Source organism: Nocardioides sp. NBC_00850 (assembly GCF_045207335.1).
In the GTDB taxonomy this organism is placed as follows: domain Bacteria; phylum Actinomycetota; class Actinomycetes; order Propionibacteriales; family Nocardioidaceae; genus Nocardioides.
Map to the genome: position 1 here is coordinate 2,410,467 of NZ_CP108845.1, position 17,299 is coordinate 2,427,765.

The following is a 17,299-nucleotide window of genomic DNA, read 5'->3' on the forward strand; positions in this document are numbered from 1 at the left end:
GGGCCATATGCCCAGGATCAGGACACCAGGCTTTGCTCGACGTTGCACGCTGCGGCCAGGAGGTGGTCCTCACCGAGGCGGTGGCCGACCACCTGGATGCCGAGCGGCATGCCCGCGCCATCCCGTAGCCCAGGGACGGTCACCACGGGGAGCCCGAGCGCCTGCCACGGCCGGCTCAGCACCGGGTCACCGGTCGCGCCGAGCCCTCGGGGAGCGGGGCCAGGGGCTGCGGCACCGACCACGACGTCGTACGCCCCGAGGAGCTCGGCGACCCGCTCGCCACCCCGTGCGATCACGTCGAGGGCCGCCTCGTAGTCGCTCCGGCTGGTCTCGGCACCCGTACGCAGCAGCCCGGCCAACGGCTCGGACAGCTGGTCGGCCGCGGCCAGCTCTGCGGAGCGCTCGCGCGCGGCCTCGTACGCCATGACCACTGGGTGCGCGGCGGCGAGGTCGGCGACCAGCTGCTCCTCCGGGAAGTCGCGAACGACGGCGCCGTTCGCCTCCAGCGCCGCCCGGGTGGTCTCCAGGGCGCCTTGCATCGCCGGGTCCAGAACATCGATCGCGGAGGCCGACCAGAGCAGCGCACGCAGCGGCTCGCCTCGCCCGGGAGTGCCAGGTCGGGCGACGTCGACCCCGCCGCTCAGCGCAGACCAGGCCAGCGCGAGATCACCGGCTGTGGCGGCGTACACGCCGTGGCTGTCGAGGCTCGGGCTCAGCCCGGTGACGCCGTCGACGGGGAAACGACCGTTGGTCATCACCAGGGCAGCGACCCCGCAGTACGCCGCCGGGCGGGTCACCGATCCGGCGGTCTGCGACCCCAGGGCGAGCGGCACCTGCCCGGCGCCGACAGCGGCTGCCGAGCCGCTGGAGGACCCGCCCGGCGTGTGGTCGGTCGCGGCCGGGTTGGCGGTGGGGCCGGGGGAGAAGAAGGCGAACTCGGTGGTCACGGTCTTGCCCACCGGCACAGCACCGGTCCGGCGCCACTCGGTGACGATCGCGGCATCCTTGTCGGCGGGCGGGATGTCCGCGCGGAGCCCGGAGCCGCATCTGGTCGGCAGGCCGGCGACGTCGATGATGTCTTTGACGCCCAGGGGCACACCTGCCAACGGCGCGACGCCGGCTCCGGGATCCGGCTCCTCGCGGACGACCCAGGCGTTGAGCTCGGGCTCGGTCACGGCGATCCGCTCCGCGGAGCGGGCCATCGCCTCGGCCGGCGTGGTGGCGCCTCGGGCGAGGTCGGTGACGAGATCACGCAGCGACCACGGCTGCCACAGCGACGTGCTCATGCCTCCTCCCAGCTGGCGTCGGCGGTCCAGTAGTCCATCCCGCTCGCGGAGACGGCATGGCGCCATTCGGAGGTGCGCCGCAGGGTCGGCTCGACCTCGGAGGTGGCCTCGTCGGCGATCTCGGGGCCGTCGCCGGGGACCTCCCAGTGCACCCAGTTGAGCTCGTGGCCCGAGGCGTCGTGGACGAAGAGGTCCACGTGCTGCCAGCCGTACCCGTGGGTGTCGGTGTAGCACATCAGCGTCATCCGAGCCCCCGCCTCCATCATCATCGCGCTCCTTCGGCTCATGCGGAGAGCTCGGTGGGGTGCAGGGTGTGGAAGCGGCGCTGGAAGTAGACGAGGCCGCCGGTGTCGTCGCGGCTGTTGACGGCGTCGACCTCGACGAAGAGCACCGTGTGCGAGCCGTGCGAACGGTGGTCCGCGACCCGCCCGATGACCGTCGCGACGGCATCGCGCAGCACGGGGACGCCGTGGCTGTCGTGCTCCCATTCCGGCCCGGCGAGCCTGTCACCCATCGAGACGTCGCTCGCCCCGGCGAAGCGCATCGCGATCGGCTCGTGCTCGGCGCCGAGCACGTTGATGGCGACCCGCTTGTTCTCGACGAAGAAGTCGTGGGTGTAGCTGGACCGATTGACACAGACGAGCATGGTCGGGGGACTGTCGGTGACCGAGCACGTCGCGCTCACGGTGATGCCGGCCGGCCCGCGCGGGCCGTCGGTGGTGACGATGTTGACCGCTGCCGACAGATTCGACATCGCGGCACGAAAGGCGCGCTGGGTCGGGGTCAGCTCGGGATGGGTCGTGGTGGACAACCTGGGCCTCCTACCGGGTCGGATACCTCGACCGTAGGCAGTGTCGCCCCGACGCGGAATCGAGAGTTCCTCGACGGAGGATGAGGATTTCCCCTACGCCGGCGCGGCTACGCGCGCGGCAGCGTGAACGCGAATCGGGTGCCGCCGCCCTCGCGTGACTCGGCCCAGATCATGCCGTGCTGCCGGGTGATGATCCGGTAGCTCAGGGCCAGCCCGATCCCGCTCCCGCGTTCCTTGGACGTGAACGACTCGGCGAACGGGTCCTGCGTCAGGCCGCGTCCTCGGTCCTCGACGGTCACCATGCCCGAGGTCTTCCCGTCGTATGTCGCAGTGCCGGTGCTGATCCGGAGCACCCGGCTGCCCGGTCCGCACTGGCTCAGCTCGTCGACGGCGTTGAAGCAGAGGTTGAGCACCACCTGTCCCGTCAGCACGCGTTCGCAGCGTACGGGGACCGGGTCCGAGCAGAGGTCGAGCTCGACCTCGATTCCGGCGGGGTCCGCCCGCAGCCCGACGAAGTAGAGGCACTCCTCGATCACGTCGTTGAGGTCCACGCGGCCCGAGACCTGCTCGAGATGGCCGACATAGGAGCGTACGGAGCTGACGATCGTCGCCGCCCGCTCGATCTGGCGCTCGGCGCCGTCCAGCCCGAAGGCGAGCATCTCGGTGGCGCCCGCTATCTCCGCGCAACCCTCGCGCGTCCGTGCCCGAGCGCGGACGCCGGCCAGGAAGTTGTTCGCCGCGGCCAGGGGCTGGCCCAGCTCGTGGGCGATCGCCATCGCCATGTCACCCATCGCGTTGTAGCGGGCCAGGTAGTTCTCCTGGTCGTACGCCTGCTCGGCTCGCACCCGCTCGGAGATGTCGTAGACGGTCAGCACGAACTCCACGACCCCGGGCTGGTGCATCCGCTCGAGCGTCCCGCCGAGCCAGGCGGACCGGGCGGGCCCGGGTCCGGTGCGGCGGCGCAGCCGCAGCCGGACGGTGGCGATCGGGTCGGCCGCGCCGACCGCCGCCGACCAGCCGGTGCGCTCGCGGTCGCCTCGCCGGTCGATCTGGACCGACGCGACGTCGTCCAGACGGTGCCCCGCCATGTCGGTGCGGGCGACCCCGAACTGGGCGAGCGCCTGGTCGGTCACGTGCTCGACGACGCCTTCCGGGCTCAGCACGACGACCCCTGCGGCGGTGTGCCGGCTCAGCGTCTCGACGTACGCCGTGGTCTGCCGCAGCTCGCGCTCGACCGCCTGCTCGCGCTCGATGTCGCGGAACTGCACCATCACCGCCGGGCCCTGGGCCAGCTCGACGCGGGTCGCGACCGCCTCGGTCGGGACCACCCGGCCGGTGCTCGAGCGGTAGTGCCACTCGATCCTGCTGCGGCCCTTCTCGACCGCCTCCTGCAACCAGGCCCTGCCGATCACGCGGTCGTACTCCTGGGCGGAGCTGCTCATCTCGTCCGCCTTGAGCGGCCGCAGCTCGGTGACGCTCCACTCGAGCAGCTCGCACGCTGCGGGGTTGGCCCAGATGATGTCCTGCGTCTCGGCGTCGTGGATCAGCACGCACAACGAGGTCGCGTTCATCATCGCGAGGAAGTCGGTATGGACCAGCTCGGGCGCCTGTGGGTCGACCTGCATCTGGTCAGGATAGGTCGCCGAATGAGGCGCGGGCGCTGAAGAAATCCCCTACGCGGGGCAGTGAGGCCCCCTCATCCGGGCCGGGCATTCCCAATTCCCGCCGCGCGGGCGGCCTCATAGCGTCGAACCCGGCGGTCGGCACCCGGCCGGTCCGACACATCCGACCCGATTCATCCGATCCAACCCAGAGGAGCCGACATGGCCCAGACCCAGGAGATCCAGCCGGAGACGGCCGCTGCGCCGCTCACCCTGGAGGACGTCCTGTCGGAGCTGACGGCCCGGCGGGGTGAGTTCCACGAGCAGAGCTACGTACCCCGTGACTTCATCGACCGGCTCAAGCAGGTCGGGGTCTACCGGAGCTCGGCCCCGCGGATGTTCGGAGGCGAGCCGATGGCCCCCGCCGACTTCCTCGAGGTCGTCGAGCGGATCTCGGCCGTCGACGGCTCGACCGGATGGGTCGCTGCCTTCGGTTCCGCACTCACCTACCTGGCGGCGCTCCCGCTCGAGACCCAGGCCGAGATCTATGCCGACGGCCCCGATGTCGTCTTCGCTGGCGGACTCTTCCCGGTCCAGCCGGTGACCCCCACCGAGCGGGGCTTCATCGTGGACGGGCGCTGGAAGTTCGCCAGCGGCTGCATGGGAGCCGACATCCTCGGGGTCGGCATCCCCAGCGACGACGCCTCCGGGGGCAAGCCGAGAACCGCTCTGCTGCGACCCGAGCAGGTCGAGATCGTGCAGGACTGGGACGTCGCCGGGATGCGTGCGTCGGGCTCGTTCGACCTGGTCGTCAAGGAGGTCGAGGTCGCCCGCGAGCGGACGTTCGTCCGAGGTGGGGAGCCGGCCGTCGACGAGGCGCTCTTCCGCTACCCCACGATCGGCTACCAGGCGCAGGTGCATGCCGCGGTTGGCCTCGGGGTCGCGCAGGCGGCGCTCGCGTTCGCGCAGGAGGCGGGTTCGCGCACGGGCGTGACCGGCGCACCGCCCCTGGCCGCCCGCGCCTACTACCGCACGTCCTACGCCGAGAGCTACGCCGCGCTGCGCTCGGCGCGCGCCTTCTACTACGAGGTGGCCGAGGAGGTCTGGAGCAGTGTCGTCGCCGGCGACGAGGTCAGCCCCGAGCAGCATGCCCGCATCCGGCTCTCCGCGACGCACCTGGCGTCCACCGCGGCCCGCATCGTCGCCGACCTCTGCACCATCTCGGGAACCGGCACCATCGCGAACCGGCACCCGCTGCAGCGGCTGCGCCGCGACGCCGAGGTCCCGCAGGTGCACGCCTTCCTCGGCCCCTCGATGTATGACGCCGCCGGTGCGGTGCTGCTCGGCCAGGAGCCGACCGTCCCCGGATTCATGTGAGCGGACCCACCAGCCGCCCGTCCCACGACCCCAAGGAGACCCGATGAGTGAGCCAACACCACTCCGCGTCCTGTTCTGCATCGGTATCAACCAGAACTTCTTCGACCTGCCCAGCGCCGGCGTCACCGTCGACGACGTCTGGCGGGCCTTCGTCGAGATGATGGACGGCATCAAGGCGCTGCCGGGCGTCGACTTCATCGGGGACATCGACGACGACGCGCACCTGGTCGGCCCCTCCGACTCCTGGCCGTGGACCTGCTATCTGCTGGCCGACGTCGACACCCAGGAGACCGTCAGGGCCGCCTGCAACCTCTTCCGCACCATCGCGGTGGGGGAGGGCGACTTCAAGCTCTGGAGATACGCCAAGGTCGAGGCGCGGATGGGCAGAGCCCTCACCCCGCGCTCCTACGAGCCCGTGGAGGCGAACTGAGATGACCACCGAGATCACCACCGAGATCACCGCAGCCAACGTGTACGACCTCGCTCCCGCCGACTTGGTCCAGGACGACCGGGTCGCGGGCCGGATGTACACCGACCCCGACATCTTCGAGCAGGAGGTGACCCGGATCTTCGAGCACACCTGGATCTGGGTCGCGCACGAGAGCGAGCTGCCCAAGCCCGGCAGCTTCAAGTCGACGTACGTCGGCCGGCAGCCGGTCATCGTCTCGCGAGACCGCAAGGGCGCGATCCACACCCTCGTCAACCGCTGTCGCCATCGCGGGGCGAGCCTGTGCGAGAAGCGGACCGGCGAGGCCAACGGGTTCACCTGCCCTTACCACGCCTGGTCCTACAGCCTCGACGGCAAGCTGCGCGGCATCCCTTACCCCGAGGGCTACGAGGGTGTCCTCGACAAGAGCGAGCTCTCGCTCAAGCGGCTGCGCACCGAATCGTACGGCGGCATGGTCTTCGCCACCCTCGACGAGGACATCGAGCCGCTCGAGGAGTTCCTCGGCGACGTGAAGGTGTGGATCGACCGGTTCATGAAGCAGGGTGGCGGCTACCCGGTCAAGGTGCTCGGCACCCACCAGTTCACCTTCGGAGGCAACTGGAAGATCCAGCTGGAGAACACCACCGATGGCTACCACTTCCCGATCGTGCACCGCTCCTGGATGGCGTCGGTCGACGCCGAGACCGCCGACATGATGTCGTTCATGACCGACCCCGAGGCGACCACCCACGACCTCGGCAACGGTCACAGCGTCATGCAGATGGTGCCCGAGCACTCCGACCTCGACGCCGACGACGGCACCGAGAAGCTCCAGGACCGGTTCGACGGGCTGATCGCCGACCTGCGTGCGGCCGGCCTGTCCGACTCGGCGATCCGCAAGGTGGTCCTGGCCATGCACGGCACCGGGTTCAACCTCAACCTCTTCCCGAACGTCTCCATGTCCGCCGCGTTCTTCCGGGTCCTGCGGCCCATCTCCGTCGACAAGACGGTCATCGAGCACGTCGCGATCGGCCCCGACGGCCCCGACGAGGTCGTCGGCCCGGTGAACCGCGCCCGGCTGCGGGTGCACGAGCACTTCCAGGGGCCGTTCGGCTTCGGAACCCCCGACGACGCGGAGGGATGGGACCGGGTCCAACGAGGCGCGCAGGGCGCACCCGAGATGCCGATCCTGGTCAACCGCGGTGCGGCTCGGGAGAAGCCGAGCCCCGAAGGCTGGCCGACCTCACATGTCACCGACGAGACCGGGATGCGCGCTGCGTACGCCCAGTGGAAGCAGATGATGAGCGATGACTGAGATCCTCCCCGACACCCGCACCGACACGGCTGCCACGTCGCTGGCGGACCCGCGCGTGCTGCGCGGGATCGAGCTGGCCTGGCGGGAGGCCGACCTGCTCGACCGCAAGGAGTACGACGCGTGGAACGCGCTCTACGCCGAGGACGGGCACTACGTCATCCCGATCGACCCGACCACGACCGACTTCGCCAACACGTTGAACATGGTCTACGACGACGCCCGGATGCGCGCGATGCGCGTCACCCGGATGACCGAGGGGTACGCCCTCGCCGCCGTCGACTCGGCGACGACCACTCGTACCGTCTCCCGGTTCGTACCCGTCGAGGTCTCCGACGCCGAGGTCGTGCTGCGCGCCTCCCAGGTGCTGGTCGCGTTCAAGCGCGGCCGGCATGACCTGTGGGCCGGCGACGTGGAGTACCGGATCCGGCTGGGCTCCGCCCCGGCCGAGGACCTGATCGTGCTCAAGGTCATCCGCCTGGTCGACAGCGAGGCCGCCGTCCCGGCGGCAGGGTTCCTGCTGTGACCTCGCGATCCGAGGACCGGCTGGTCGCGGTCGTCACCGGTGCCGGCAACGGCCTCGGGGCGGTGATCGCCGCTCACCTGCACCGCACCGGTCATCGCGTGGCCGTCGTGGACGTCGACGAAGCCGCGGCGAAGACGGTGGCCGGCGACCTGGACGGCACCGGCGAGACCGCCCGTGCGTACGGCGTCGACGTCACCGACAGGGAGGCGATCGAGGGCCTGCTGGCCGCACTGCTGGAGAGCTGGGGCGACGTACAGGTCCTAGTGAACAACGCTGCCCGGACCCAGTCGACCCCGCTGCTGGAGATCTCGGCCGAGGAACTCGCCTCGGTGATGGCGGTCAACATCGGCGGCACCTTCGCCGCCTGCCAGGTCTTCGGACGGCACATGGTCGCCGCCGGCTACGGCCGGATCGTGAACCTCGGATCCCTCGCCGGCCAGAACGGCGGCACCGCGACCGGCGGCCACTACGCGTCCTCCAAGGGCGCGGTGCTCGCGGCCACGAAGGTGTTCGCCCGTGAGCTCGCGAGCTCCGGAGTGACCGTCAACGCCGTCTCACCCGGGCCCCTCGACCTCCCGGTCGTACGCCGCATCGTCGGCGAGGACAACGTCGACCGGTTCGCCGAGACCATCCCCGTGGGCAGGCTCGGCAGCCCCGAGTTCATCGCCGAGATGGTCGCGCTGCTGGCCTCGCCGGGCGCGGCCTCGGTGACCGGAGCGTGCTGGGACGCCAACGGTGGCCTCTACGTGCGCTGATCACCACCGAGAGGAGCAGATCGATGACCGACATCAAGGTGCGTGTCACTCATATCGGGGTCGAGACCCCGCACATCCGTACGCTGCGGCTCGTCCGTGAGGACGGCCGGAGGTTCGAGCCCTACCGAGCCGGTGCCCACATCGACGTGGTCGGCCCGACCGGTGTGCTGCGCCAGTACTCGCTGTGCAGCCCGCCCGCCGAGAGCGACTCACAGCTGATCGCGGTCAAGCTCGAACCGGACTCGCGCGGCGGCAGCGCGGCGTTGCATCAGGTGGGCGAGGGCGACGTCCTCGCCATCGGGGAGCCACGCAACCTCGTCTCCGTCGTCGAGGGCGCCGACCAGCACCTGCTCGTCGCCGGAGGCGTCGGGATCACCCCGATGCTGAGCCTCGCCTACGAGCTGCACGAAGGTGGCGAGGAGTTCCGGTTGATCTACTTCGCCCGGTCCCGCGAGCATGCCGCCTTCCTGGACCTCCTCGCGAACGCCGACTTCGCTGCCCGCGTCGAGATCCACCTGGGCGTACCTCGTGGCGACCAGAGCACGTTGTTGCGCGACGCGCTCGAGACGATGACCGCGAGCAGCCACGTCTACACCTGCGGGCCGACCGGCTTCATGGAGCAGCTGACCGCGCTGGCAGTGCCCGTGGTCGGCGAGCGCAACGTGCACGTCGAGCACTTCGAGGCTGCCGAGATCGACACCTCGGAGGACGACTCGTTCACGGTCGAGCTCGACACCGGGGAGTCCTTCGAGATCCCGGCCGACCGCTCGATCCTGTCGGTGCTGACCGACAACGGGATCGAGGTGTTCAAGTCCTGCGAGGAGGGGATCTGCGGCTCGTGCGTCTCTGGAGTCCTCGAAGGCGTCCCCGACCATCGGGACAACTGCCTCTCCGCCGCCGACAAGGAAGCCGGCGACCAGATGGCGCTGTGCGTCTCCCGGGCGAAGAGCCCGAAGCTCGTCATCGAGCTGTACTGACGCCATCGCCGGTAGGGGAAACCCTCAACGGGCTGCGGTCAATGCCAATGGAGCCCGGGCGTCAACGTTCCTAGCGTGGAACCACCCCCTCGCGAGGGTCGGAGCACATCCGCAGTCGCACGATGCCGTGCGGTTGAGGGATGATCTGCTCCTCGCGCCTTACCGACAGGACAGTCATGACCACGACATCCCGCGTCGACACCGACGGATCGGATCTGACCTCCACCAAAGGCGGCGTCGCCCGCCTCGCCTTCGCCAGCGGCGTCGGAACCTCTCTGGAGTTCTACGACTTCGCGATCTACGGCACGGCGACCGCACTCGTCTTCACCGACACCTTCTTCCGGACCAACAACCCCTGGTTCAGCACCTTCATGGGCCTGGCGACCTTCGCCATCGGATTCCTGATGGCGCCGGTCGGTGCGGTGCTCTTCGGCTGGGTCGGCGACCGGTACGGCCGCAAGTCCGCGCTGCTGATGACGTTCATCGGTATGGGCGTCGCCACGATGGTCATGGGCATGCTGCCCACCTACGCCCAGATCGGCGTCGCCGCTCCGATCATGCTGGTGCTGCTCCGCATGGTGCACGGCTTGTGCCGGGGCGGGGAGACCGGCGGCGCTGCGGTGCTCGCGATCGAGCACGCCCCCGACGACAAGCGGGCCAGGTACGGCGTCTTCGTGGCGCTCGGGTCGCCGATCGGGTCGATCCTGGCCAACCTCGCCTTCGCGGCGGTGCTGCTCCTCCCCGCTGCCAGCGTGGAGAGCTGGGGCTGGCGGATCCCGTTCCTCATCGGTGGCGTCGTGCTGTTCCTCGGCATCTGGATCCGCCACGGCGTCTCGGAGAGCCCGGTCTTCCAGAAGATGATGCGCGAGGAGGGCGAGACGCTGAAGAAACAGCTCCCGGTCTTCGCCGTCCTCAAGACCAACTGGCGTCGCGTCATGCTGGCGGCCGGCGTCAACATCGGCCTGAACGCGAGCACCTTCGCCCTCGCCACCTTCATGCTCTCGTACGCCACCGCGGCCGCCCCCGAGGGCCTCGGTCTGCCGCGTCAGCCCATCGTCAACGCCAGCATCGCGGCCCTGGTGATGCACGCGGTCGCGAACGTACTGTCCGCGTGGGCCGCCGACCGGCTCGGTCGTCGGCCGGTGATGATGGCCGGCGCAGTCGGCTCGATCGCGTCGGCGTTGGTGATCTTCCACCTCGCCGAGGCGGGCAGCGTGGCCGGTGTGGCCGCCGCGATGATCATCGGCTTCACCACCACCGGGATCCTGTTCGGACCGATGTACACCTTCTTCACCGAGCTCTTCCCGCGCGACCAGCGCCAGTCGGGGATGGGCGTCTCCTTCCACGTCGGCGCGGTGCTGGGTGGCGGCATCTCGCCCCTGATCGCGAACCGGATCATCGCGGGCACCGGCGAGGCGACGTACGTCGGCTACTACCTGGCCGCCATGTGCGCTTTCTCGCTGCTCTGCCTCTGTCTGCTCCCCGAGACCGCACCCCGGGCCCTGGCCCGGGCCAAGCTCCGGACCCAGTTCAGCTGAACCTGATCGGCAACCGTCCGGGCTGTCATGGCGTCGCGATCCGCGTCGTCGTGACAGCCCGGTTTCGGCTCCGGCAAACCCGTGGCCGCGTCGCCGTAGTGGCAGGCCTCAGCTCGAGACGTACGAGCGCAGGTGCGCCATCGTGGCGTCGAGCAGGTCGGGGAGCGAGGCGTCCTCGTCGGCGAGCCAGGCCTGATACGAGGTCAGGGCGAGGGCCAGCGAGACCTGCCCGATGGTCTGGGGAAGAAGGTCGTCGGGACGCCCGTCGGTGCGCTCGGCGACGTACTCGGCGATGACCTCGCGCCAGCTGGCGTAGCGGAGCACCGAGTGGGCCTGGAGGGCCGGGGTGGTCAGGATCAGGCGCATCCGGTCGCGGTGGCTGGGGCTGGCGTCGGTGGGGAAGTCGTTGAAGGCGAGTACGCCGCGGTGGACCGCCTCGTGCAGCGGGAGGTCGGCGGGCATGGAGCGCAGGATCTCGCGGAAGCCGTCGAGGGTGCGGTCGAACTGTCCCCAGGGGATGTCGTTCTTGGAGGGGTAGTAGCGGGTGATGGTGCGCCTGCCGACCCCGATCGCCTCGCCGATGTCGTCGAGGGTGGTGGCCTCGAAGCCCCTGGACACGAAGAGCTGGAAGGCAGCCTGCTCGATCGCCGCGTGCGTGGTCGCGGCGGGGCGTCCGCGGAGCGAGCTGCGCCGCGTCGCGGGAGCGGGGCTGGTCGGCATTCGTCGGAATCTATCAGCCGTCTCAGGCGTGCCGAAGGCAAAAGAGTTCCTGGTTCGAGACAACCTCTATCTTTTTGACCTCCAGTGTCATTAACGTGTTGTGCGTCACTCGAGATGAAGGAGAGCTGTCATGAACCCTGAAGAGAACACCCAGGTCGTGGACGAGGCCCTGACCGAGGAGTCCTTGATCGAGGAGGTCTCGATCGACGGCATGTGCGGCGTCTACTGATGCGCGTCACGCTGGAGAGCGCGTGGGCTCTGTCGCCGTCGGTCGCGCTGCGGCCCGAGCCGTTCGGGGCGCTGGCCTACCACTTCGGGAACCGGAAGCTGACCTTCCTCAAGCGCCCCGAGCTGGTGGCGGTGGTGCGTGCTCTGGGGTCGTACCCGGACGTGCGCGGTGCGCTGGTGGCATCGGGAGTGCCGGAGGGGCAGCACGCTGCGTACGTCGCTGCGCTCTCCGGCCTGGCCCGGACCGACATGATCCGTCCCGTGACGTGAGGAGCCTGTGATGAAGCTGGTGGAGCACTTCGAGCTCGGCCTGGATGCGCCGATCTGCCTGACCTGGGAGCTGACGTATGCGTGCAACCTGGAGTGCGCGCACTGCCTGTCGAGCAGCGGCCGGCGCGACCCGCGCGAGCTGAGCACCGAGCAGTGCGAGGCGGTGATCGACGAGCTGCAGCGGATGCAGGTCTTCTACGTGAACATCGGCGGCGGCGAGCCGACCGTACGCCCTGACTTCTGGCACCTGGTCGAGTACGCCGTCGCCCACGACGTCGGGGTGAAGTTCTCGACCAACGGCGTCCGCCTCACCCCTGAGCGGGCGCGGTGGCTGGCCGCGAGCGACTACGTGGATGTCCAGATCTCGCTGGACGGGGCAACGGCCGAGGTCAACGACCGGGTGCGTGGGACGGGGTCGTACGACACCGCGATCACCGCGCTGCGCAACCTGCACGAGGCCGGATTCCGCGACGCCAAGCTCAGCGTGGTCTGCACCCGCGAGAACATCGGGCAGCTCGACGAGTTCAAGGCGATCGCCGACCGGTTCGGGGCGACGCTGCGGCTGACCCGGCTGCGTCCCTCCGGCCGCGGGGCGGATGTGTGGGACGAGCTCCATCCGCTTCCTGAGCAGCAGCGGGAGCTCTATAAGTGGCTCCTCGCCCACGGTGACGGGGTGCTCACCGGGGACTCCTTCTTCCACCTGGCCGCATTCGGGCCCGAGGACGGCAGCGGTGCGTTGCCTGGTCTGAACCTGTGCGGCGCCGGCCGAGTCGTGTGCCTGATCGACCCCGTCGGGGATGTCTATGCCTGTCCGTTCGCGATCCACGACCAGTTCCTCGCGGGCAACCTGCTCACCGACGGCGGCTTCGACAAGGTGTGGAAGACCTCGGCGCTCTTCCAGGAGCTGCGTGAGCCGCAGACCGGTGGTGCCTGCTCGGGCTGCGCCCACTACGACTCCTGCCGTGGCGGTTGCATGGCCGCGAAGTTCTTCACCGGCCTGCCGTTGGACGGGCCGGACCCGGAGTGTGTCCAGGGGTACGGCGAGACCGCGCTGGCCGGTGCCCGGACCATTCCCGCGGTCGGCCAGGACCACTCCCGAAGCGCCCCCAGCCGCAACGCGCCGGTGCTGCTGACGCTCTCCCGTCGGCGCCCGGACTCCGACCTTGCCGCGCCGGTGAGTGCCTGCGCCGAGTCGCCGCTGGCCGGCTTCGCACCCAACTGAACCCCTGTAGACAGAAGCGAGAACAGACATGGCCTGGAAGAACCCCTGGAAGCAGAACCCGTGGTTCGAGTCCGTCGCGGTGGCGCAGGAGCGTGCCCGCAAGCGGCTGCCGAAGCCGGTGTACGCAGCCTTGCTGGCCGGCTCGGAGCGCGGCCAGACGATCGCGGACAACCAGCAGGCGTTCGCCGACCTCGGGCTGGCGCCGCACGTGGCCGGCCATCACGACAAGCGCGAGCTGTCGACCACGGTCCTGGGCCAGGAGATCGGGTTCCCGGTGATCATCTCGCCCACCGGCGTACAGGCTGTTCATCCTGACGGGGAGGTCGCGGTCGCGCGGGCGGCGGCGGCTCGGGGCACGGTGATGGGGCTGTCCAACTTCGCCTCGAAGTCGGTCGAGGAGGTCGTGGCGGCCAACGCGGCGACGTTCTTCCAGATGTACTGGACCGGTGACCGCGACGTGATGATCCGCCGGATGCGCCGGGCCCACGCGGCCGGGGCGAAGGCGCTGATCGCCACCCTCGACTGGTCCTTCTCCATGGGCCGTGACTGGGGCAGCCCGGAGATCCCGGAGAAGGTCGACCTGTCCGCGATGCTCAGGTTCGCGCCCCAGGTGATGAGCCGGGGGAGTTGGCTGGCGGCGTACGCCCGCAGCGGCGGTATCCCGGACCTGACCGCCCCCAACCTGGCACCGATCGCCGACGACGGCAGCCTGGGGGAGCCGCCCACGTTCTTCGGTGCCTATTACGAGTGGATGACCACGCCGCCGCCGTCGTGGGACGACGTGGCCTGGATGGTGAGCACGTGGAAGGACCTGAGCGAAGGCAAGCCGTTCATGCTCAAGGGCGTGTGCCGGGTCGACGACGCGCTGCGCGCGGTCGACGCGGGCGTGGACGCGATCTCGGTCTCCAACCACGGCGGCAACAACCTCGACGGCACCCCGGCCACCATCCGGGTGCTGCCTCCGATCGCCACCGCGGTGGGCGACCAGATCGAGGTGCTCCTCGACGGTGGCGTACGCCGCGGCTCCGACGTCGCCAAGGCACTCGCCCTGGGCGCACGCGCGGTGATGGTCGGGCGTGCCTACCTGTGGGGTCTGGGTGCCAACGGCCAGGCCGGTGTCGAGAACGTCCTCGACATCCTCCGCAACGGCCTCGACTCCGCGGTCCTGGGCATGGGCAAGGCCTCCATCCACGACCTCACCCCGGCCGACCTGGTGATCCCCGACGGCTTCGAGCTCGCGCTCGGACAACCATCGGGCCGGCCGTGAGCCTGGTCGACCGTCCCTGGCCGGAGATCGTGCCGGGCGGCACGGTCCTGGTGCCGGTCGGGTCCACCGAGCAGCACGGCCCACACCTGCCCCTCGACGTCGACACGGTGATCGCGACCGCGGTGGCCGACGAGCTCGCCCCGCTCATCGGCGCCTCCGTATCTCCGGCGGTGCCGATCGGTGCCAGCGGGGAGCACCAGTCGTTTCCCGGGACGATCTCGATCGGGACCGCGGTGCTGACCTCGGTCCTCGTCGAGCTCGGCCGTTCGCTGACCACCTGGGCCTCCCGGGTTGTCCTGGTCAACGGTCACGGCGGCAACCTGGACGCGGTCACGGCCGCCGTCACGGTCCTTCGCGCCGAGGGGAGAGAGGTCTCCTGGGTGCCCTGTCAGATTCCGGACGCGGATCCGCACGCCGGCCACACCGAGACCTCGCTCATGCTCCATCTGGCCCCCGAACGGGTACGCCTGCGGCAGGCCGTCCCCGGCAACACCCACCCGATCGCCACACTGCTGCCGGTGATGCGGGCGGGCGGCGTCGAAGCCGTCTCGGCCAACGGGGTCCTCGGCGACCCCACCGGGGCGAGCGCTGAGCACGGCAAGCGCATCCTCGAGGCGATGGTCGTCGCTGCCTACGACCGGCTCCGGATCGGAGCGGCCGCACGATGAGTGCCGAGACGACACGGGTCGCGCTGGTGACCGGCGCCGCGCGCGGGATCGGCGCGGCGACGGTGCGTGGTCTGGTGGCCGAGGGCGTACGCGTCGTGGCGCTGGACTGGTGCGCGGGTGAGGACTCTCCGGCCGGCTATCCCCAGGCCACGAAGGCCGACCTGGACGCCCTGGTCGCCTCGCTCCCGGCCGGCTGGGTCGAGCCGGTGGTCGGTGACGTACGGGACCCGGCGGCGCTGACCGCCGCGGTCGATGTCGCGCAACAGGGGTGGGGCCGGCTCGACGTCGCCGTCGCCGGTGCGGCGGTGATCGCCGGCGGGCGCCCGTTGTGGGAGGACACCTCGCTCGACCTGCAGTGGCAGATCGACGTCGCCGGTGTCTGGAACACCGCTGCGGCCGCCGTCCCGGCGATGCTCGCCGGGCCCGATCCCAGCGGCTGCCGGTTCGTCGCGCTCGCCTCCGCCGCGGGCTCGCGCGGGCTGTTCCACCTCGCCGCCTACAACGCCGCGAAGCATGCCGTGGTCGGTCTGGTGAGGGGCCTGGCCGCCGACCTGGCCGGCACGGGCGTGACTGCCTGCGCCGTCTCGCCGGGTTCCACCGACACCGCGATGCTCGCGGCGACAGCCGACCTCTATGCGGTCGGTCCGGACGACCTCGCCGCACACCAGCTCCTGCGCCGCCCGCTCACACCCGACGAGGTCGCCGCCACCGTCGTGCACGCCTGCTCGCGTGCCGGGGCGGTGCTCAACGGCTCGGTCGTCGCCGCCGACGGAGGCTTCGGCGGATGAGGCTGCCGGATGGGTTCACGGTGCGGGTGCGCGATGACGTACGTCTCCTGCCCACGGCGGACGGTGGGTTGTCGCTGGTCGGCGGTTCCCCGTTGCGGTCCATGCGCCTGGCGTCCACGGCTGCCGACCGAGTGGCCGGCAGGCAGGTTCGGGTCCACGATGCCACCTCCGACGTCATCGCTCGCCGCCTGCTCGACGGCAACCTCGCCGATCCCGCGGACCTGACGCCCGCCAACCCTGCTGAGCTCACCATCGTCGTCCCGACCCACGACCGACCCGACCTCCTCGACCGCTGCCTGGCCGCCCTGAGCGGACTCGGTGTCATCGTCGTCGACGACGCCTCCCGCGACCCAGAGGCTGTCGCGGAGGTCGTACGCCGCCACGGCGCCACCCTCCTCGCGCTCACCGAAAACCTGGGGCCCGCCGGCGCCCGCAACGCCGGGCTGGCCCGGGCCGCCACGACCTACGTCGCCTTCGTCGACTCCGATGTCGCCGCCGCCCCGGCGATGCTCGCCCAGCTGGCCGGGCACCTCGCCGACCCTCGGGTCGCGCTGGTGGGGCCACTGGTGCGGGGGCACAGCGACAAGGCGCGGCCGGCGTGGTTCGAACGCCACGACATGGCCGCCTCCTCGCTCTCCCTGGGCACCAGAGCGTGCTCGGTACGTCCCGGCGCGGCGGTCGGCTGGCTGCCGTCGGCCTGCCTGGTCGCCCGCACCACGACCCTGCGAGAGATCGGTGGCTTCGCCGGCGACCTGCGCGTGGGCGAGGACGTCGACCTGGTCTGGCGACTGGTCGAGGCCGGACACGTGGTCCGCTACGCGCCCGACCTCGAGGCCCTGCACGAGGTCCGCGGCACCGTACGCGGCTGGCTCGGCCGCAAGCTCGTCTACGGCACCGGCGGCGCCGAGCTCGGGCGCCGTCACGGCTCGGCGGTCGCCCCGGCCGTACTCTCCCCGGCCATGGCCGCGGCCGGAGCCGTGATCCTCGCCGGCCGCTGGTGGTCGGCGCCCGCGGCGCTCGCCTCGCTGGTCTGGGGCAGCCGCGTCGTCTCGGAGGCTCTCCCCGACGTACCCGGACGCCGTGGCCTCGCCTCCCGCCTCGCCGTGAGAGGACTCGGCTGGTCGCTGCGCCAGGAGTCGGCGCTCCTGCTGCGCCACTGGTGGCCACTCACGCTGGTGGCCTGCCTGTTCAGCCGCACCGTACGCCGGATGGTGCTCGCCGCGCTCGTCGTCGACACCGCTGTCGCCTTCCACGAGACCGACGTCCGGCCCACGACCCTCATCGGCCGCCGCCTCGACGACCTCGCCTACGGCGCCGGACTCTGGCTCGGAGCCGCGAGATCCCGGTCCCTGCAATGCCTCACCCCGCGCCTCGTGCGCCGGGCAGCCCGCTAGTGCCCTGAACTTTCGAAAGAAACTTTCTCACTTTCGCATGGCGAGTTTGGACTATTGACGAGTGCTTCGCTGAAACCGTAAGTTGACGATCGCACAACGTGACACAGGTCACAGTTGCGGCTCACTTGGCTT

19 protein-coding genes are annotated in these 17,299 nt (G+C 70.5%); 14 read left to right on the forward strand and 5 right to left on the reverse strand.

Features of this window, described 5'->3' with window-relative positions; genetic code table 11:
* Window positions 1-17: 17 nt before the first annotated feature.
* The 4 genes from OH802_RS11840 to OH802_RS11855 form a co-directional block, all read right to left on the reverse strand.
* On the reverse strand, window positions 18-1,286 hold the full coding sequence (locus OH802_RS11840; RefSeq protein WP_406028081.1) for an amidase: 1,269 nt from the start codon (window positions 1,284-1,286) through the stop codon (window positions 18-20).
* Window positions 1,283-1,573, reverse strand: coding sequence for a hypothetical protein (locus OH802_RS11845; RefSeq protein ID WP_406028083.1), 291 nt, complete (start codon window positions 1,571-1,573; stop codon window positions 1,283-1,285). Before OH802_RS11845 ends, OH802_RS11840 begins: the two co-directional genes overlap by 4 nt.
* A complete protein-coding gene (locus tag OH802_RS11850; protein ID WP_406028085.1) occupies window positions 1,570-2,097 on the reverse strand; it encodes a flavin reductase in 528 nt (175 codons plus the stop codon). The genes OH802_RS11845 and OH802_RS11850 overlap by 4 nt, the downstream gene beginning before the upstream one ends.
* A gap of 107 nt (window positions 2,098-2,204) precedes the next feature.
* Window positions 2,205-3,722 carry an ATP-binding protein gene (locus tag OH802_RS11855; protein ID WP_406028087.1) on the reverse strand — a complete coding sequence of 506 codons (1,518 nt, stop codon included), beginning with the start codon at window positions 3,720-3,722 and terminating at the stop codon, window positions 2,205-2,207.
* Between the two features lie 198 nt (window positions 3,723-3,920).
* Between OH802_RS11855 and OH802_RS11860 the strand changes: the two genes are divergently transcribed.
* The 7 genes from OH802_RS11860 to OH802_RS11890 all read left to right on the forward strand — a co-directional run bounded on the left by OH802_RS11860 (window position 3,921) and on the right by OH802_RS11890 (window position 10,610).
* Window positions 3,921-5,075, forward strand: a complete 1,155-nt coding sequence (locus OH802_RS11860; protein WP_406028089.1) for an acyl-CoA dehydrogenase family protein — start codon at window positions 3,921-3,923, stop codon at window positions 5,073-5,075.
* 43 nt (window positions 5,076-5,118) lie between these two features.
* Window positions 5,119-5,505: a hypothetical protein gene (locus OH802_RS11865; RefSeq protein ID WP_406028091.1), complete on the forward strand. Its 387-nt coding sequence runs from the start codon at window positions 5,119-5,121 to the stop codon at window positions 5,503-5,505.
* Between the two features lies 1 nt (window position 5,506).
* Entirely contained in the window at window positions 5,507-6,817 is a 1,311-nt protein-coding gene (locus OH802_RS11870; RefSeq protein WP_406028093.1) for a Rieske 2Fe-2S domain-containing protein, read from the forward strand.
* Entirely contained in the window at window positions 6,810-7,340 is a 531-nt protein-coding gene (locus OH802_RS11875; protein ID WP_406028095.1) for an aromatic-ring-hydroxylating dioxygenase subunit beta, read from the forward strand. Before OH802_RS11870 ends, OH802_RS11875 begins: the two co-directional genes overlap by 8 nt.
* Window positions 7,337-8,095: an SDR family NAD(P)-dependent oxidoreductase gene (locus OH802_RS11880; protein WP_406028097.1), complete on the forward strand. Its 759-nt coding sequence runs from the start codon at window positions 7,337-7,339 to the stop codon at window positions 8,093-8,095. Before OH802_RS11875 ends, OH802_RS11880 begins: the two co-directional genes overlap by 4 nt.
* Before the next feature lie 23 nt (window positions 8,096-8,118).
* Complete coding sequence (locus tag OH802_RS11885) at window positions 8,119-9,072, forward strand: PDR/VanB family oxidoreductase (protein WP_406028099.1); 954 nt, start codon at window positions 8,119-8,121, stop codon at window positions 9,070-9,072.
* Window positions 9,073-9,248: 176 nt separating this feature from the next.
* Window positions 9,249-10,610, forward strand: a complete 1,362-nt coding sequence (locus OH802_RS11890) for an MFS transporter (protein WP_406028101.1) — start codon at window positions 9,249-9,251, stop codon at window positions 10,608-10,610.
* Window positions 10,611-10,718: 108 nt separating this feature from the next.
* Here the strand turns inward: OH802_RS11890 and mftR are convergent, their stop codons facing one another.
* A complete protein-coding gene (gene mftR, locus OH802_RS11895; RefSeq protein ID WP_406028103.1) occupies window positions 10,719-11,330 on the reverse strand; it encodes a mycofactocin system transcriptional regulator in 612 nt (203 codons plus the stop codon).
* Between the two features lie 130 nt (window positions 11,331-11,460).
* On the opposite strand from mftR, the gene mftA reads away from it, so the two are divergent.
* The 7 genes from mftA to mftF are packed head-to-tail and all read left to right on the forward strand — an operon-like array spanning window position 11,461 to window position 17,167.
* Window positions 11,461-11,559, forward strand: coding sequence for a mycofactocin precursor MftA (gene mftA, locus OH802_RS11900; RefSeq protein ID WP_179658722.1), 99 nt, complete (start codon window positions 11,461-11,463; stop codon window positions 11,557-11,559).
* Window positions 11,559-11,828: a mycofactocin biosynthesis chaperone MftB gene (gene mftB / locus OH802_RS11905; protein WP_406028106.1), complete on the forward strand. Its 270-nt coding sequence runs from the start codon at window positions 11,559-11,561 to the stop codon at window positions 11,826-11,828. The genes mftA and mftB overlap by 1 nt, the downstream gene beginning before the upstream one ends.
* Before the next feature lie 10 nt (window positions 11,829-11,838).
* A complete protein-coding gene (mftC, locus tag OH802_RS11910; protein WP_406028108.1) occupies window positions 11,839-13,050 on the forward strand; it encodes a mycofactocin radical SAM maturase in 1,212 nt (403 codons plus the stop codon).
* A gap of 28 nt (window positions 13,051-13,078) precedes the next feature.
* The gene (gene mftD / locus OH802_RS11915; RefSeq protein ID WP_406028110.1) at window positions 13,079-14,317 is read left to right on the forward strand and encodes a pre-mycofactocin synthase MftD; all 1,239 of its coding nucleotides are present in this window, start codon (window positions 13,079-13,081) and stop codon (window positions 14,315-14,317) included.
* Window positions 14,314-14,985, forward strand: a complete 672-nt coding sequence (mftE, locus tag OH802_RS11920; protein ID WP_406028112.1) for a mycofactocin biosynthesis peptidyl-dipeptidase MftE — start codon at window positions 14,314-14,316, stop codon at window positions 14,983-14,985. The genes mftD and mftE overlap by 4 nt, the downstream gene beginning before the upstream one ends.
* On the forward strand, window positions 14,982-15,773 hold the full coding sequence (locus tag OH802_RS11925; RefSeq protein WP_406028114.1) for a mycofactocin-coupled SDR family oxidoreductase: 792 nt from the start codon (window positions 14,982-14,984) through the stop codon (window positions 15,771-15,773). Before mftE ends, OH802_RS11925 begins: the two co-directional genes overlap by 4 nt.
* Window positions 15,770-17,167 (forward strand): mycofactocin biosynthesis glycosyltransferase MftF, encoded by a 1,398-nt coding sequence (mftF, locus tag OH802_RS11930; RefSeq protein WP_406028116.1) that lies wholly within the window; start codon window positions 15,770-15,772, stop codon window positions 17,165-17,167. The genes OH802_RS11925 and mftF overlap by 4 nt, the downstream gene beginning before the upstream one ends.
* The last annotated feature ends 132 nt before the right edge of the window (window positions 17,168-17,299 follow it).

Excerpts from the sequence above, each read along its gene's own strand:
- OH802_RS11860 (WP_406028089.1), top strand. The coding sequence starts at position 3,921 with ATGGCCCAGACCCAGGAGATCCAGCCGGAGACGGCCGCTGCGCCGCTC.
- OH802_RS11855 (WP_406028087.1), bottom strand. The coding sequence starts at position 3,722 with ATGCAGGTCGACCCACAGGCGCCCGAGCTGGTCCATACCGACTTCCTC.
- OH802_RS11840 (WP_406028081.1), bottom strand. The coding sequence starts at position 1,286 with ATGAGCACGTCGCTGTGGCAGCCGTGGTCGCTGCGTGATCTCGTCACC.
- OH802_RS11875 (WP_406028095.1), top strand. The coding sequence starts at position 6,810 with ATGACTGAGATCCTCCCCGACACCCGCACCGACACGGCTGCCACGTCG.
- OH802_RS11845 (WP_406028083.1), bottom strand. The coding sequence starts at position 1,573 with ATGAGCCGAAGGAGCGCGATGATGATGGAGGCGGGGGCTCGGATGACG.
- mftD (WP_406028110.1), top strand. The coding sequence starts at position 13,079 with ATGGCCTGGAAGAACCCCTGGAAGCAGAACCCGTGGTTCGAGTCCGTC.
- OH802_RS11925 (WP_406028114.1), top strand. The coding sequence starts at position 14,982 with ATGAGTGCCGAGACGACACGGGTCGCGCTGGTGACCGGCGCCGCGCGC.
- mftF (WP_406028116.1), top strand. The coding sequence starts at position 15,770 with ATGAGGCTGCCGGATGGGTTCACGGTGCGGGTGCGCGATGACGTACGT.
- OH802_RS11890 (WP_406028101.1), top strand. The coding sequence starts at position 9,249 with ATGACCACGACATCCCGCGTCGACACCGACGGATCGGATCTGACCTCC.
- mftA (WP_179658722.1), top strand. The coding sequence starts at position 11,461 with ATGAACCCTGAAGAGAACACCCAGGTCGTGGACGAGGCCCTGACCGAG.
- OH802_RS11885 (WP_406028099.1), top strand. The coding sequence starts at position 8,119 with ATGACCGACATCAAGGTGCGTGTCACTCATATCGGGGTCGAGACCCCG.
- OH802_RS11865 (WP_406028091.1), top strand. The coding sequence starts at position 5,119 with ATGAGTGAGCCAACACCACTCCGCGTCCTGTTCTGCATCGGTATCAAC.
- mftB (WP_406028106.1), top strand. The coding sequence starts at position 11,559 with ATGCGCGTCACGCTGGAGAGCGCGTGGGCTCTGTCGCCGTCGGTCGCG.
- mftR (WP_406028103.1), bottom strand. The coding sequence starts at position 11,330 with ATGCCGACCAGCCCCGCTCCCGCGACGCGGCGCAGCTCGCTCCGCGGA.
- mftC (WP_406028108.1), top strand. The coding sequence starts at position 11,839 with ATGAAGCTGGTGGAGCACTTCGAGCTCGGCCTGGATGCGCCGATCTGC.
- OH802_RS11870 (WP_406028093.1), top strand. The coding sequence starts at position 5,507 with ATGACCACCGAGATCACCACCGAGATCACCGCAGCCAACGTGTACGAC.